At 53.4% G+C, this 15,966-nt stretch carries 11 protein-coding genes; 7 read left to right on the forward strand and 4 right to left on the reverse strand.

Annotated features, from left to right (window positions below; all coding sequences use genetic code 11):
- Position 1: 1 nt before the first annotated feature.
- Both glyS and ppdK read left to right on the forward strand, forming a co-directional pair.
- The gene (gene glyS, locus RIC29_18270; GenBank protein MEQ8736874.1) at positions 2-2,086 is read left to right on the forward strand and encodes a glycine--tRNA ligase subunit beta; all 2,085 of its coding nucleotides are present in this window, start codon (positions 2-4) and stop codon (positions 2,084-2,086) included.
- A 182-nt stretch (positions 2,087-2,268) separates the two neighbouring features.
- The gene (gene ppdK, locus RIC29_18275) at positions 2,269-5,160 is read left to right on the forward strand and encodes a pyruvate, phosphate dikinase (protein ID MEQ8736875.1); all 2,892 of its coding nucleotides are present in this window, start codon (positions 2,269-2,271) and stop codon (positions 5,158-5,160) included.
- Positions 5,161-5,177: 17 nt separating this feature from the next.
- Here the strand turns inward: ppdK and RIC29_18280 are convergent, their stop codons facing one another.
- Positions 5,178-5,927 carry an NAD(P)H-binding protein gene (locus RIC29_18280; GenBank protein MEQ8736876.1) on the reverse strand — a complete coding sequence of 250 codons (750 nt, stop codon included), beginning with the start codon at positions 5,925-5,927 and terminating at the stop codon, positions 5,178-5,180.
- 1 nt (position 5,928) lies between these two features.
- A complete protein-coding gene (locus tag RIC29_18285) occupies positions 5,929-6,837 on the reverse strand; it encodes a folate-binding protein (GenBank protein ID MEQ8736877.1) in 909 nt (302 codons plus the stop codon).
- 132 nt (positions 6,838-6,969) lie between these two features.
- On the opposite strand from RIC29_18285, the gene RIC29_18290 reads away from it, so the two are divergent.
- The 4 genes from RIC29_18290 to asnB all read left to right on the forward strand — a co-directional run bounded on the left by RIC29_18290 (position 6,970) and on the right by asnB (position 11,954).
- The gene (locus RIC29_18290) at positions 6,970-8,067 is read left to right on the forward strand and encodes a glycosyltransferase (GenBank protein ID MEQ8736878.1); all 1,098 of its coding nucleotides are present in this window, start codon (positions 6,970-6,972) and stop codon (positions 8,065-8,067) included.
- A gap of 17 nt (positions 8,068-8,084) precedes the next feature.
- Positions 8,085-8,987, forward strand: coding sequence for a glycosyltransferase family 9 protein (locus RIC29_18295; GenBank protein ID MEQ8736879.1), 903 nt, complete (start codon positions 8,085-8,087; stop codon positions 8,985-8,987).
- A 135-nt stretch (positions 8,988-9,122) separates the two neighbouring features.
- A complete protein-coding gene (locus tag RIC29_18300) occupies positions 9,123-10,190 on the forward strand; it encodes a glycosyltransferase family 4 protein (protein MEQ8736880.1) in 1,068 nt (355 codons plus the stop codon).
- A 15-nt stretch (positions 10,191-10,205) separates the two neighbouring features.
- Positions 10,206-11,954, forward strand: coding sequence for an asparagine synthase (glutamine-hydrolyzing) (gene asnB / locus RIC29_18305; GenBank protein MEQ8736881.1), 1,749 nt, complete (start codon positions 10,206-10,208; stop codon positions 11,952-11,954).
- A 91-nt stretch (positions 11,955-12,045) separates the two neighbouring features.
- Here asnB and RIC29_18310 read toward each other — a convergent pair whose 3' ends face one another.
- Complete coding sequence (locus RIC29_18310) at positions 12,046-14,169, reverse strand: alpha/beta hydrolase domain-containing protein (protein ID MEQ8736882.1); 2,124 nt, start codon at positions 14,167-14,169, stop codon at positions 12,046-12,048.
- Positions 14,170-14,257: 88 nt separating this feature from the next.
- Between RIC29_18310 and RIC29_18315 the strand changes: the two genes are divergently transcribed.
- Complete coding sequence (locus tag RIC29_18315; protein ID MEQ8736883.1) at positions 14,258-14,881, forward strand: glutathione binding-like protein; 624 nt, start codon at positions 14,258-14,260, stop codon at positions 14,879-14,881.
- Between the two features lie 25 nt (positions 14,882-14,906).
- Here RIC29_18315 and RIC29_18320 read toward each other — a convergent pair whose 3' ends face one another.
- Positions 14,907-15,848, reverse strand: coding sequence for an ion transporter (locus tag RIC29_18320; protein ID MEQ8736884.1), 942 nt, complete (start codon positions 15,846-15,848; stop codon positions 14,907-14,909).
- Positions 15,849-15,966: the final 118 nt, after the last annotated feature.

Here is a 15,966-nt window from a genome sequence, read left to right on the forward strand (position 1 = left end):
CATGCCTCACGCCACATCTGAACTCCTGCTTGAACTCCTCTCGGAAGAAATTCCTGCCCGCATGCAAGTGCGTGCCGCCGAGGATTTAAAACGTTTGCTGTCCGACGGTCTCAAACAGTCCGGATTGACGTTTTCACGGTTAGACACGTTCTCTGGCCCGCGCCGATTAACGGTTGTCTGCGATGGACTGCCGGATGCGCAGCCGGACGTAACAGAAGAGCGCAAAGGTCCGGGCGTTGATGCCCCGGAGCGGGCGATTGAAGGCTTTCTCAAGGCCAACGGACTAGCGTCTGTTGAGGAGGCTGAAAAGCGCGAGTTGCCCAAGGGCACGTTCTACTTCGTCGTGATCGAACGTAAAGGACGACCCACCGCGGATGTTCTGAAAGATGTGATCGAGGCGGCATTGGCAGCCTTGCCGTGGCCTAAGTCTATGCGCTGGGGTGCAGGAGATACCCGCTGGGTACGTCCCTTGCACAGCATGCTTTGTGTGTTCGGTGGGGCTATTGTGCCTATTTCTTATGCCGGTGTGATCGCCTCCAACACCACGGTTGGGCATCGATTCCTGGCACCGAATGAGCTTCAAATCTCAGATTTTGCGTCGTACAGGGATGCTATGAACTCCGCCAAGGTGATGGTTGAGGCCAGTCAACGCCGTCAAGTGATTGCCGACGCTGCCGACGCTTTGGCACAGGCGGAAGGACTGAAGGTCACAAATGATCCAGGGCTTCTTGATGAAGTGGCGGGCCTGGTTGAATGGCCAGTCCCTTTGTTGGGAACCATTGACGATGAGTTTATGGATGTACCGACTGAAGTTCTGACCTCCGCCATGCGGAAGCATCAGAAGTACTTCGCCCTTGAAACCAAAGACGGCACGTTTTCAAATCGCTTTGCTGTGGTCGCCAACATCGAGACGTCGGACGCCGGAGCGGCAATTGTCGCCGGCAACGAGCGTGTGCTGCGGGCCCGGCTGTCAGACGCTAAGTTCTTCTGGGATCAAGATCGTCAGCAATCTTTGGCAAGCCGTGTGGATAAGCTCAGTGAACGGGTCTTTCAGGCTGATCTCGGTACGGTGCGGGATAAGGTTACCCGCCTCGAACGCCTGGCGGGGTCAATTGCCGGTCATATGGACGGTGCGCTGCTTGAACAGGTTAAGCGGGCTGCGACGTTATGTAAGGCGGATCTTTCAACCGGTATGGTCGCTGAATTCCCCGATCTGCAGGGCATTATGGGCCGTTACTACGCGGCCAATGACAAAGAAGACGCTGCCGTTTGTAATGCAATAGCCTCGCATTATGCCCCTCAAGGTCCGTCTGATGTCTGCCCGTCAGACCCCGTGAGTGTTGCTGTTTCTCTGGCCGATAAAGTCGACACTCTGGTTGGTTTTTTCGCGATTGATCAAAAGCCGACAGGTTCTAAAGACCCTTATGCGCTGCGCCGGGCTGCGCTAGGGGCGATCCGGCTGGTCTTAGAGAATAAACTCCGCCTTTCGTTGAGCGACATTTTCGCACAGTCCTATGACGCCTATTCTGTGCAGCTAAAAACCGGCCGTCAAACCGTTGCGGATGAGTTGCTGGCGTTCTTTGCTGACCGCCTCAAAGTTTTCCTCAAAGAACGCGGTGTGCGCCACGATCTGATTAGCGCTGTTTTCGCTGTGGGCAATGAGGACGACCTTGTGCGTCTGATGTCTCGTGTGGATGCGCTCGCTACCTTCTTAGGCAGCGACGATGGTGCGAACCTGCTGACGGCGTGCAAGCGGGCCGCGAACATCGTGCGCATTGAAGAAAAGAAAGATGGCGTGACTTTTGGTCAGTCCACTGATGCCTCTCACCTCGCAGTTGATGATGCCAAGACCCTTGCGGACACGCTCAAGGGCGTTGAAGTCACTGTTCAAACGGCAGTCTTAAAAGAAGATTTTGGGGCTGCAATGTCTGCTCTGGCGACTTTGCGTCAGCCCCTGGACGTGTTCTTCGACAAAGTGACTGTGAATGCGGACGATCCTAAAGCGCGCGTCGCAAATTTGAACCTTTTGGCCCGAATCGGTAAATCTATGGACCGCGTCGCCGTTTTTTCCCATATTGAAGGGTGAGGTCGCTTTAGGATTGGTGCCCAGCGACGCTGGATTCCCGCCATTTCCCAACGGCATCTCATTTCCCCATATTCAGCCTTTTCTTGCAGGAAAAATGTAAGTAAAGCTTGCCTCGTCTTACGTAAGTAAGGCTTAACTTACATGTAAGTTGTGACTTACATTTCTGCATAAGCGGGGCCTTAATGCGCGATTCAGCACTCGAAAAAGCAATTACAGCAGCCGGTGGCACAGCCTCTCTGGCGCGTTCAATTAACGTAACGCCCCAGGCGATTAGCCAATGGGAGCGCGTGCCAGCCGAACGTGTCATCGCTGTTGAAGAAGCAACTGGCGGTAAAATAAGCCGCAGCGACTTACGGCCAGATCTTTATCCAAATGGTGGCGCAGTTGGTTCGATTGGCGTGGCTGGAACGGATGGCAAGTGGGTCTACTTCTTCGGCGATGGCGAGGCAGAAGGCTGCGCAGAGATGAAAAACCTGCTCGGCGGGAAGGGCGCAAACCTTGCTGAAATGAGTGCGATTGGTATTCCGGTTCCGCCTGGCTTCACGGTTACAACAGGTGTCTGCACCTACTTTTATGACAATGGCCGCGTGTATCCCGATGACCTCACTGAACAGGTTAATGCGGGCTTGGCCCGCATTGAAGCGACCATCGGTGCTAAATTTGGTGACCCGATTAATCCGCTTCTTGTGTCCGTCCGCTCGGGCGCGCGTGCTTCAATGCCGGGTATGATGGACACAGTCCTAAATCTAGGCTTGAACGATGAAACGGTTGAGGGATTGGCTAAGCACTCCGGCGATGCCCGTTTTGCCTATGACAGCTATCGTCGTTTTATCCAAATGTACTCAGATGTTGTCCTTGGTGTTGATCACTACACTTTTGAGGAGCTGCTGGACCTTGCCAAAGAGGATAAGGGTGTTCATCAAGACACAGATCTAACGGCAGACGATCTAAAAGACCTGGTGGCGCTGTATAAAGCCACTGTCGAAAAAGATAGCGGCAAGCCGTTTCCACAAGACCCCCACGATCAATTGTGGGGCGCTGTCGGCGCTGTGTTCGGAAGTTGGATGAACCAACGCGCCAACACGTATCGCGCACTTCATAATATTCCTGACGCCTGGGGCACGGCTGTTAACGTCCAGGCTATGGTGTTCGATAATATGAGCGATGATTGCGCCACCGGAGTTTGTTTCTCGCGCGATCCATCCGTTGGTGACAACGATTTTTACGGTGAATATCTGGTCAATGCGCAGGGCGAGGATGTCGTCGCTGGAATTCGTACACCTCAGCAAATCACCATTGCGGGCAAGCAGGCCCAGGACTCAGACTTGCCAGCCATGGAAGAAGCCATGCCTGAGATGTATCGGGAATTGGTTGCGCTGCGCGATAAGCTTGAGCGTCATTATCGCGATATGCAGGACATGGAATTCACCATCCAAAAGGGCAAGCTTTGGATGCTGCAAACACGTAATGGCAAACGCACGTCGAAGGCGTCTCTCAAAATTGCCGTCGATATGGCCAATGAAGGTCTGATCACGCGCCAAGAAGCCGTCGAACGCATAGACCCAGCCCAATTAGATCAACTGCTACATCCCACGCTGGACCCCAACGCGAAGCGCACGATTTTATCGCGAGGTTTACCGGCGTCACCAGGGGCGGCTTCGGGCAAAATCGTATTTACCGCTGAGGACGCTGAAGACTGGGTGCAAAAGGGCGAGAAGGTTATTTTGGTGCGCCGGGAAACCAGCCCAGAGGATATCGGTGGCATGCACGTCGCCGAGGGTATTCTCACCACTCGCGGTGGCATGACCAGTCATGCGGCCGTGGTGGCCCGTGGCATGGGAACGCCTTGCGTTTCTGGGGCCGGTGACATTCAGGTTGATGTCAAAGAAAAGTATCTTCGTGTGCGGGATGAAATCCTTCATGAGGGCGATATCATGACGTTGGATGGCTCTACCGGCGAAGTTTTCTTAGGCCGGGTTGCGACGATTGAGCCAGAAATGACCGGAGACTTTGGCACACTCATGGAATGGGTCGATGACATTCGGACTCTCAAAGTGCGGACCAATGCAGAGACCCCCAAAGATGCTGAAACAGCCCGTAAATTTGGGGCTGAAGGCATTGGCCTGTGCCGCACGGAACACATGTTCTTTGAGCAGGATCGCATCATCAGTGTGCGCCAGATGATTCTGGCGGCTGACGAAGGTGGCCGGGCGGCGGCGCTCAATCGGCTGTTACCCCATCAACGCGGCGATTTTGTCTCCCTGTTCAAGATCATGGGTGGTCTGCCGGTCACAATTCGCCTGCTTGATCCGCCCTTGCACGAATTTCTGCCGCACAGCGAAGCAGAGATTGCAGAAGTCGCTGCATCGTCTGGTGTGTCTGTCGAAACAGTGCATAACGCGCTCAACCGGTTGAGCGAATTGAACCCAATGTTGGGGCATCGCGGGTGCCGTTTAGGGGTTACCTATCCAGAGATCTATGCCATGCAGGCCCGCGCCATATTTGAGGCCGCCATAGAGGTTGCCAATAAAGGAACGAGTGTCTTACCGGAAATTATGATTCCACTTGTGAGCACCAAGCTGGAACTCGACCTGATGAAGACGGTTGTGGATGACGTTGCCGCAGATGTGTTTGAAAAAGCAGGTCAGTCGGTCGCCTATATGGTGGGGACAATGATCGAATTACCGCGTGCCGCACTCAAGGCTGGAGAAATTGCAGAAAGTGCTGAATTTTTCAGTTTTGGCACCAACGATCTCACGCAAACCACATTGGGGATGTCTCGGGACGACTGTGCGCCGGTGTTGGAGGTCTATATGGCGAAAGGGATTTATGAACGTGATCCGTTCGCCACGCTGGACCGTGAGGGTGTTGGTGAGTTGATCGAAATTGCTGTTGAACGTGGCCGCAAAACCCGAAGTGATATCAAGCTTGGCATCTGCGGTGAGCATGGTGGTGATCCGGACTCCATTGCCTTTTGCCAGGAGGTCGGCCTTGATTACGTCTCCTGTTCGCCGTATCGCGTTCCGGTCGCAAGACTGGCGGCAGCGCAGGCGGCTCTCAAGAGTCGGTCGTAAGCTGTTCGTATCTGCGGTTAAGGCACTGTGTCGAACGCGTTCGTATAAACACCGATCGCGCGGTTGAGATATTGACCCCCTTCACTCAATTCGAGCACGAGCGCCGCGAAATCTGCATAACCGAGAATGCTCGACGGGTTTGGCGTGGGAACGCCGTCTGAGATCAAGAGATTGTTCTTCTTGGGGTGATCGCGAAACCCGCGCGGGCGCAAGATCACGTATTCCAGATCGCTGTTGGAAACGATCCGTTCCATGCGCTGCATGTCTAGGTATAAGCCGCGCTTTTGCCAGACAAAGTTCTCAGAAAAACCCTCCGTGGTTGGCTTTTCATCGGGAATCATCTCGACGCCGCCAGAACTGGTGACAATAAGCCGTTCATTTCCTTTGCGGCGCATGGCGGTAATAATTGCAGCCGTGCCGACCGAGTAGAGATCGACAGACGTCACTTCTTTGCCGGGCACGTAGGATGGGCCAACCAAAGAAATGACTACTTCATCCCCACGCATCGCGTTGGCAAGGCTGTCGACGTCATAAACATCCCCTTCGACCGCCATAAAGTTAGCATGGTTAATCTCAATGCGCTCCGGGGATCGCGCGAGACCCGTCACGCGTCGCCCCTGGTCTAATGCTTGCAACATGATTTGCGGGGCAGACCTTGCCGTCGCGCCAATAACCAATATCGGTTTGAGGTCTGCGGCAATGGCATCGGTGGTTAAGTTTGCCATGCCAAAGCCCGCACACAGGACCGTGATGAAAAAGCGGATCACATTAACTCTCCGATTGCTCGGGTAGAACCATCCATGAGGATGGCTGTACCTTTACGGTGCCAACTATACTGGTGAGATCACCTTCTGAAGCAGCACGCCAAGTTGCCAGACGTATAAGCGCGAGCCCACGACCATCAGCAGAACTTTTCATTTCACCGGCATCCTTACCATCGACTGTTAGAGGTGAGCCAAGGGGAGGAGCTTTGCCTTGAAATGTCACGGGAAGAAGGCGCTTCTTGATCAAAGCGCGGTAATGGGTTCGAGCGGTTAACTCCTGGCCAATGTAACAGCCCTTTTTGAAATCGACGCCGCCGAGCTCCTCGAAGCCGTTTTCCAACAGCAAGGCTTTTTCCACTTCTAAATCCCTGCTGCCATCAGGCAAGCCGAGCGCTATGCGGTGTGCATCGTAATCGGATTGGCTTGCTAACGTCCACTTCTGGGCTTGCTGCACTTGTGTCAGAGCGTCGTGAGTGCCAATCAAACGCAGGCCAGCATCTGCCAAACGCGGGTCATAATAAATATGCAGACCGTCAAGGTTGAAAGTGCGGCCTGCCTCAGATTCGAGGGGCAGATCAGCACCAGGGGTGTCGCCCCAAACGGCAGCAACGCTCAACGATGTCGCGACCTCCAGTTCGACCTTAGACCGCAAGCGAAACCGCTTAAGCCGCATCATCAGATCGTCCGCCCGGTCCGCCTCGCAGTCCAGATAGAGTCCGTTTGGTTGATGAACCATCATGAACTCGTGCAGAAATTTACCCTGGGGTGTCAGAAAGGCGGACCAGATGGAGTGAGCCGCTGTCACCTTCTCGACATCGTTCGACACCAGTCCCTGCAAGAAAGAGACTGCATCCTCACCATTTACAACAAGAATTGCGCGGCCTTCAAGGCGGGTATAATGCGGTTGTGACATAGGTGACGGATGCTTTCAGACTGTCTTTAAAGGAAGTACTGAATTTAAGTCTTTGATATCATAGAACAAGACTCCGCACAGATTTGTGCTGTTTGTTGGAATTTTTTGACTGAGACAGGTATAACCCGCAGCATGAATATAGTGATGTTTGATGATTCCGTGCCGTTCGACGGCTTCACCGCAGCGACTAAGCCGCTCGGAGGGGCCGAGAAGGCTTTTGCGGCGCTGGCTGGGGCTTTGGCAAAAGCTGGGCACACGGTCACCGTTATCAACCGCTGCAAGCATGCCTTGATGGCTGAGGGTGCCCGCTGGCGGCCCTGGGATGCGAACCGTCCTGCTGAGGCAGATGTTCTGATCGCGTTGAAGACGCCAGAGCTCTTGGGTGGTGTGCGGCGGGTGGATTCCCGCGTGCTGTTGGTCCCTGGAGACCCAAAATATCTTGGAACCGCGCAAAACGCTGAACTGCTGGCCTCTTATGCGCCGCGTTTACTGTTCCTCACGGAGCGTCAGGCTGAGATGTATGGTGGCAGACTGTCTGCGGTCATCGCCCCACCTGGTGTGAACAAAGCTTTTTTCCCCGAGAAAAAAGAAATTGATTTGTACTCCGACGCCAATCATCCCGCGATTCCGCCCGATGAACCGGAGAAGCCGGAAGAAGACGTGCAGCCTGAGTTGCCGCCACCTCATGCGGTCGTGACCACACATCCGTTGCACGGGTTATCGCGTGTTCTTGAGTTATGGCGGGATAAAATCAATCCAGCCAATGCGAACGCGTCTCTGACGGTCTACTCCGCTGTCCTCGCTAAAGGTATGGTCGGTGAGGAAGTGCCCGATGTGATCGCGCCCGTGTTAGAATTGGTGAAATCCTGTGCTGACGCGAATGTTGGCGTCTCGGCACCAAAGGGAGACCGGGCGATGGCTGAAGCCTACCGTCAATCCCGCGTGCACCTGTATCCCGGACATCCCCGTGACTTTGCCTGCTGGACACTGCGCGACAGCCAAGCTTCGGGCCTACCTGCCGTCGCGTTTAACAAAGGTGGCGTTGAAGATGTGATCGACAATGGAAAAACCGGCTTCATCGTTCCAGATGATGATGCCTTTGCCAATGTTGCGCTCCAACTTCTAAATGATGATGCTGTTTATCAGTCTTTTAGTGAAGCGGCATCCGCAGTTGAACGCCGCAAGACCTGGGCGGCGACAGCAGATATCGTCACCCAACTTTGGTTGTAGGCTCAGGTCAATCTGCCATGCGCATCCTGTTTATAACGGCGACACGCATTGGTGATGCCGTTATTTCGACAGGTTTGCTTGACCACCTGGTTCAGACATACCCAAACGCGAAGTTAACAATTGCTTGTGGCCCTTTGGCGGCCAGCCTTTTTGCAGATGTTCCCAACTTGGAGCGAGTCATCGTTCTGGCCAAGAAACCCTACGGACAACATTGGTTCAGTCTGTGGCAAGAGGTTCGAAAAGTGAAATGGGATGTGGTCGTTGATCTGCGCCGGTCTCTGATTCCGTATCTTGTGCATACGCGCCAGCGGTATAGGCTAGGTCCAGATGATGATCGCTCGCATCGTGTTCAACTGCTGAGCGGCCTGTTCGGTTTATCTCCGCCCGCTGATCCCAAAATATGGTTGAGCGATCACCATAAGACCGGAGCGTTGGACATTCTGGGCGGTGACGAACCTTACATTGCGCTATGCCCTATTGCTGCACGGCCAGAAAAAACCTGGTCTTCCGAGAATTTCACGGCTTTGGCGCGGACAATCCTCGCAGAAGAAGGTTGGTTTGCAGACAACAAGATTCTGCTTGTTGGTGCAGAAGCGGATCGCTCAATTTTGACTCAGATGGCACAGGCGCTTCCACAGGAAAGATGCGGGCTGTTAATTGGATGCTCTGACCTGTTGACCGTCGCCGCCGTGCTGGCCAAGTGTCAGTTCACAATTGCGAATGACTCAGGCTTAGCGCATTTATCAGCCGCCGTTGGATCCCCCACAGTAGCGTTGTTCGGGCCGACACGTGCTGATTTATATCGTCCCTGGGGGGCACGCGTAACCGTTGTGCAGGCCCCGAATATCTCAAACGGTCGTGCCATGTCAGATATTTCAGTTGGTGAGGTTTTGGACGCCTGTCACGCTGTTGTGACGTGAGGCACTCACCAGATTTTGGCGTCAGCCACTTAAGCCTGCTATAAGATGCGTTCTGGCATAGTGAGCGCGTTTGAGTTCTGAGGGCAGAGGCTGCTCGCTGAGGTGCTAGAAGGGGGGAAGTTGGGCGCACATCCGATGAAGATACTGCATGCCATATCCAGCAGTGACGACGGCGCTGTCCAACGCGCTTTTGAGCAGACAGTCACGGCATTGGCGCGCACTGATCATGCGCAACGCGTTGTGATACCCAAAGATGAACGGCTTGCAATGCGATTGCGATCTGTAGGGCTTGAGTCCTTGGAATTGCCTTTTCGGGCACGGTTCGATTTTTCCAGTAAGAGACGATTGAACAACGAGATTTCAGCATTTGATGCGGATTTAGTGCTGAGTTGGACCCCTGAGGTCTCCAACGATGTTACGCCAGCACATGGTGGGCGTGGACAGGCGAAACACCTTGGTGTTGTTGGCGAAGCTTTCGCATCTTCGCAATATGAGTCTTGTGATCACCTCCTTACTTTCAGCCAACAGCGCGTCGATCGCGTTATTTCGGCAGGTTGGCCACCTGAAAAAGTCACTAAGCTCCCTCCAATTATCGTCTCTGATGGGATTAAACCCCATGACAGGAAAATGTTTTTTACACCTGCTACAGCAAAGTTGGTGGTTGTGGTTGGCAATCTAACAACGGGACAAGGCTTTCAGATGTTAATGGAAGCTATTGGCCGGATTTCTGGCATCTATGTATGGATCGTTGGTGAGGGGCCAGATAAAAAGAAATTAGATGATCAGGCTCTTGAAATTGGCATTAAACCACGGACCCGGTTTTTGGGCGCGCAGAGCGACATCATGCCACTTATTGCGGCTGCCGATATTGTGATCTCTCCCGCAACTAAAGATGATGTTGGTGAGCAAGTGCTTCGCGCCTGGGGGTGCGGAAAGGCCGTTATTGCCGCAGATGCCATCGGGCCGGGGTTGCTCGTGCGCCATCGTGAGACGGGTGTTCTGGTGCCTGTTGAGGATGCACGCAGCTTGGCCGAAGCCATCAAATGGGTAAATCAAGATTCTGATTTTTCAAGTCGTATTGCCGTTGCTGGAGCCGAGGAGTTTGCTAAATCTCATAGTGAAGCTGTGGTTATTCCAAAGTACGAGGCTCTTTTTCAAACCATTGTAACCAGTCGCGCAGATCCCGCGCCATCTGATCAGTAAGTCGACAAAAAGAGTATGTGTGGTATTGCCGGGGGCATGACAACGAATGGCGCGGTGCCTTTGGATTCCGTGCTCACGTCTTTGCAGACATCCTTACGACATCGCGGCCCAGATGGTTCTGGACGTCATACTGCTGATGCGGTCGGTCTGGTTCACACGCGACTTGCGATCATTGATCCGGCCCATGGGGCCCAGCCATTCGTGTCAGAGCAAGGTGTTGCGGTCATCGCGAACGGCGAAATCTACAACGACCTAGAAATCCGCCAAACACTTGCATCACAGACTTATCGGACACAAAGCGACAATGAATCTATTTTGCACGCTTACTTAAGTGAGGGGGTGGCGTATACGAGCTTGCTGCGGGGTATGTTTGCGGTTGCAGTGTATGACCCAAGATCAAGAACGTTGATTTTGTCGCGTGATCCATTTGGAATTAAACCGCTCTATTATACGGAAACCTCCACCGGATTCTGGTTTGCGTCTGAAGCACAAGCGCTTGTGAAAGCAGGGCTATTAGCAGCGACCGAAAACACAACCGCACGGGATGAATTGCTCGCACTGCAGTTTAGTAATGGCGACGAAACAGCTTTGGCCGGTATTCGGCGCGTTCCGCCCGGGACCACACTGCTCGTCCGAAACGGAAAAATTCTAGATCGGATCCAGATTGATGCGATTGCTCGTCAGGCTGAGGCAAGCGGTGACGCCGCATCTGAGTTTGAGGCGTTATTGTTTGATTCCGTTCGCGTTCATCTTCGGTCTGACGTTCCCTATGGCATCTTCCTCTCTGGTGGGCTCGATTCGGCAGCCGTTCTGACAGCTATGGCTGAATTCGAAGAGCAACCGGTGATCGCCTATACAGCTGGTTTTGCGAACTCCAGTGTCCATGATGAGCGCACACAGGCGGCCTTGGTTGCGGCAGCGACAGGCGCAGACCACAGGCCCATAGAAATTTCCGAAAGCGACTTTTGGAACACACTGCCGGCCATTGCTGCTTGTCTGGATGATCCGGTGGCCGATTATGCGGCCATTCCAACTTATCATTTAGCCAGAGCGGCCTCTCAAGATGTGAAAGTGGTTCTGACCGGCGAGGGGGGTGATGAAGTCCTTGGGGGGTATGGCCGCTATCGTAGCGGTCAGCGCCCTTGGCCGTTTCGGAAAGCGCCCTGGGCCCGACATGCGCTTGCGCGCGTCAACGTTTTGCGATCGTCGAGTAAAACGTGGCGTAGCGCAATTGTGGCACAGGAAAAAGACATTGAGGCGCAGCTCTGGTCGCGTTTGCAGAAGCTGCAGGGATTAGACATCGCGACGTGGTTGCCGAATGATCTCCTGACGAAAGTTGATAGGTGCCTCATGGCCCATGGCGTTGAGGGGCGCGTTCCGTTTTTAGACCGCTCATTCGCCTCTTTTGCTTTTCATCTGAAAGACAGCGAGAAAATTTCAGGCCGCCTTGGTAAAAATATTCTCAGACAATGGTTGGCGGAAAAGATGCCGGTCTCACAACCCTTTGCGCGCAAAAGAGGTTTCTCCGTACCTGTCGGCGCGTGGATTCAGTCCCACGGGAAAGTGTTGGGGCCCTTGGTTGCGAATCAGCCCGGAGTCGTCCGCATTTGTGAGCCATCCCGCGTAACTGACTTGTTTAAGTCGATAAACACCCGCACCGCCTTCTCAGCCTGGGTGCTGTTGTTTTATGCGCTTTGGCATCAATGTCATATTTTAGGCATTGGCCACGCTGGTTCAGTCGCCGAGGTGTTGGCGGAGAGCTGAAACCTATTCATGTTGTCAGGCAGGGCAATGGAGTGAGGGGGCAACCATAATCGCCTTGCAGACTATATTTATAGGAATCCCTTACGTCATATCAGTCCACGAGGTTAGCGAACCTACAGCTCTCATCCGCAGGATTGTGACTCATGACTTGATCATAAAAGTACCCGGCCTTCTCAATCATTGGATTAATATCCATCCCCAGAATGAGTTCCTGATTGGCCAGTTCGAGCGTCGCCTCAGCGTAGGCATTTGTATAATCAGTTCTTGAAGTGTAGCGCTCTGTTATTGCCGGACGCGGATCGCCTGTCGCATTGCGCTCTGTGACGGTGCGGGAAAAGGGAATAAAGCTGCCTGACCAGCGTGCCAGTCTGTTCGGTGCTCCGGTATCTGCAGTTTGTGGATTCCAGCCTGTGTGGGCCCCTAAAGGAACCTCAATATCAGGCAGACGAATGCCAGCGATGTCCAGGCCATCTTCATTTGAGGCGGGCACGCGGGTTTCATAGGGTTTCCCATGAAGAGGCGGAACATTGTCTGCGATACCTTCGCTCGCAAATCTGGGTCCATGATCGAGGCGAGGCGGTAACAATTGATATTTTGGCGTTCGCATAAAGGCGGCATCGGGAAACCCAGTGCGATATTGATCAGTCGTCACAAGGCTTCCATCAGCGATTTTCGGATATTGGCTTGGTGGAGGCGCACGGTCTACCGTGATCCAAGCGTCGATATGCGATAGCAGCGCCCGCAGTACAGGACGGTGATCGAGTGGGCTACGACAGTGAACAAGAGCGCCGCGTTTATCGGACGTGCCAATCGCGTGCTGGCCTCCAGCAATCATATAAAGCCTGACACTTGGGTCTGGAGTAATATCTGTGCTGCCAAGCGTGTCCGTGTGCACAAGCGAGGCAGATCTGGCCCAGTATTCTGAGGCCGTGTTGATGATAAATATTCTTGGCACCGCGTTTAATCTGCGGGCTTCATCTAACAGGCTGCTTTGTTCATTGGTGACCGTATCGACCTGTTCGACGGTTGAAAATGGAAAAAAGTCTGTCGGAAAGTCTAAGTCTTGGTCCGGGCTAAAATGTCGAGAGGTTTGGGCAAACCGGAAGTTGAAACTGCCTTTTCCAGCGCCAGCGCCGTCGATCAGCAGTCCGTCGAATACGGAACGACCTTGCTCATCCACATGCAGACCTTCCCACAAGAGCGTGTTCAACAATCGGCCAGATTGCGAGTGGCCATAGGCCACGGTGGCTTGTGGCAACCCCCCACCTTGCGATGTCAGTGGGTTTGCATTGCCATAGGAGTCTCCCGTCTCATAACTGAAAAAAGAGACGGCATCGCGCAAGGCGGACAGCCCCAAGCCAACGATGGGCGGGTTCTGGGAGCCGTATGCCAATCTGTACACTTTTCCCGGAACAAATCCTGTGTCCAACGTGACCCAATTGGGGTCTCTTAGGAGTGGAGACGCAGAGTCCTCCTCCAGAGGAAGGCCGAATTGCCATCTTTGACGCGGAATGGTTTCGTAGGTTCCGCTTTGTGGACCACGAACCGACAACTGAGCGGCCTGAGGATTCCAGACCGTTGGTGTGTAGCCTAAAGCGCCGAGTCCGATATGCTTCAGGCTTTTTGATGATTCTGTCGGTGCCATTTCGCTGATAACCTGCCCGGTAATAACAGTGCCGTCAGGCTGCGTTGCGACCGGCAGGTCGATGGTCAGTGTGTTTGGGCGCCTCACCACATCCCAATTCCAAGCGGTCCAAAGAACCGCATAACCTTGTTCCATCAGGAAGCCGTTCCCTAAATCCGCTGCACTGCGTGCAGCTGTCCGCCCAGTGGCATTGTTAAATCGGTTGAGCGCCACCATATTGCCGCGATTGGTCACGTCATAAAGAAGACGGCCATTGCCCCGCTCTGGGTCAAGCGGCATCAATAAAACGAAGTCACCGCTATATGTCACAAGGCCCCGGGCATCTGTTGGCGCAAACTCAAGATCATGAATGGACGCATTAAAGTCTGATTGAGGATCGATCGCATAATGAAGACGGCCAGCGATTCTGACATACGGCCCCACACGGCCATAATTCTGACCATCAGAGACAAGCATGCGGTCCAGAATTTCTATGCGTTCAACTGCGGCATAGGCACTAGATATGCCCAGACTGACGCATATACTTAAAAAACTGCCGATCAGGCATGACAACTGACGTGGGCGGTTCACATAAAACTCCTAAAAACTGCCGAGATGGCTGACTTGCTTTATAGTGAACCTCAAGGATTCGTCCAGACCGTAAAAATTGAAGGTGATTATGATTGATTTATACAGCGTGCCGACAGCAAACGGCCAGCGGGTACACATTATGCTCGAAGAAACGGGGTTGCCGTATACCGCGCATCTGGTCGATCTCGTCGGCGGGCAGCACCTAAAGCCAGATTTTATAAAAATGAATCCTTTTGGGCGCGCACCTGTCTTAGTCGACCATGATGGTCCCAAAAATGAAGAAATCACGGTCTTCGAGGGGCACGGTATGCTGTTTTATCTGGCCGAAAAATCCGGTCAGTTTTACCCAAAGAACCTAGCGGTGAGAGCCGAAATCCACACCTGGATGAGCGCTATTTCATCCAATCTTAGCCCAGCATTTGCAGCGCAATTCTGGTTTACGACAATCGCACCTGAGCCGAGCCGGGTGGCGCTTGATCGCGCCATATCAGAAGCGCACAGAGGCTTGTCGGCAATAGAGTCTCACCTCAAGGGTCGTGAGTTTATGGTCGGAGAGGAGTACACGATCGCGGATATTCACACCTACCCTGTTGCGGCGACGTCGGCCTCTCGGCTCGAAGGTGGATTGAAAAAATACCCTGAGATTGCGCGCTGGATGGAAGCTATCTCGCAGCGTGATGGTGTTGCGCGTGGAATGCGTATTCTGACATGAGTGCCAGGGAGGCTTACCAAAGCGGCTAAGATAAAACGATTTTCCCGCAGGTTTCACAGACATGTCTGCGACGCTTAACTTCTTCCGCAAGAATCTGGTTCACTGATTGATCTGTAAGCATGTATTCGTGCTGGGCCGCTTTAAGGCTGGCAAGTTCGCCGTCATCAAGTTGCCCATCCTGTAGTGCCAAGTCTACTCTGCGGCGATACTCTTCACGCCGGTGATGAAGTTCTTCTGAAAAGCGTGAGGCCAGCATGCCAGCGGGAAGGGCAACCAAGCCGATTCCCAAGATCATGATCACCACGGCGATCACACGGCCTAAAACAGTAACTGGTGTAACGTCTCCATACCCAACGGTGGTGACGGTCACGGAAGCCCACCACATCGCGGACGGGATGCTGCCAAAATCCTTTGGTTGAACATCACGTTCCACCAAGTACATACCGCTCGCGGCGATGACCATGAGAACCAGGACAATGAAAATCGCTCCTAACATGGCCGGACCTTCAGACCTTATAACGCGCCAAAGCACACCGAGTGGCGCGAAGAATCTTGCCAGTTGCAGTAACCGTAGCAGCCTCAGCGCGATCAGACTTTGGGCACTCACGATACCGAAAATGGACAAGTAAAGCGGCGCGATAGCGATCACGTCAATGACTGGTAAAGGTGATAAAACATATCGCAGCCTTGCTTTGAACGGCGTGACGCCAAAGTACTCTGCGCGTTCGACGCTGGCCCAGGCGCGTAAAATCCATTCTGCAGTAAAGAAAACAGCGGAGACGACCTCAATCATCAGGAACCAAAGGTTGTAGGCTTGATTGAGTTCCTTAACCGACGACAGAATGACCGCGACAACATTGATAACAATCATCGCTGTAATGAGTGCTGTAACGGCTACAGATGCGGTTTGCCGTGGAGGCTCATTGGACAACAGTACGTGAATACGGTGTCTTAAAGTGTTAGACATTATGTTCCCCTCCAGCGCCACAGCGGCACACCCATAGCTATTCAACCACACATGGTCAGGCAACGGAATCGGCCTTTCCATCTGAGGACCACAGGGTTAAACCATATGACCATTTTTC

The organism is Rhodospirillaceae bacterium (assembly GCA_040219235.1).
In the GTDB taxonomy this organism is placed as follows: Bacteria; Pseudomonadota; Alphaproteobacteria; order Rhodospirillales; family Rhodospirillaceae; genus WLXB01.

What these genes read in the sequence shown, in the direction of transcription:
- glyS (MEQ8736874.1), top strand. Translation starts at nt 2, where the DNA reads ATGCCTCACGCCACATCTGAACTCCTGCTTGAACTCCTCTCGGAAGAA.
- RIC29_18300 (MEQ8736880.1), top strand. Translation starts at nt 9,123, where the DNA reads ATGAAGATACTGCATGCCATATCCAGCAGTGACGACGGCGCTGTCCAA.
- asnB (MEQ8736881.1), top strand. Translation starts at nt 10,206, where the DNA reads ATGTGTGGTATTGCCGGGGGCATGACAACGAATGGCGCGGTGCCTTTG.
- RIC29_18295 (MEQ8736879.1), top strand. Translation starts at nt 8,085, where the DNA reads ATGCGCATCCTGTTTATAACGGCGACACGCATTGGTGATGCCGTTATT.
- RIC29_18290 (MEQ8736878.1), top strand. Translation starts at nt 6,970, where the DNA reads ATGAATATAGTGATGTTTGATGATTCCGTGCCGTTCGACGGCTTCACC.
- RIC29_18320 (MEQ8736884.1), bottom strand. Translation starts at nt 15,848, where the DNA reads ATGTCTAACACTTTAAGACACCGTATTCACGTACTGTTGTCCAATGAG.
- RIC29_18315 (MEQ8736883.1), top strand. Translation starts at nt 14,258, where the DNA reads ATGATTGATTTATACAGCGTGCCGACAGCAAACGGCCAGCGGGTACAC.
- RIC29_18285 (MEQ8736877.1), bottom strand. Translation starts at nt 6,837, where the DNA reads ATGTCACAACCGCATTATACCCGCCTTGAAGGCCGCGCAATTCTTGTT.
- ppdK (MEQ8736875.1), top strand. Translation starts at nt 2,269, where the DNA reads ATGCGCGATTCAGCACTCGAAAAAGCAATTACAGCAGCCGGTGGCACA.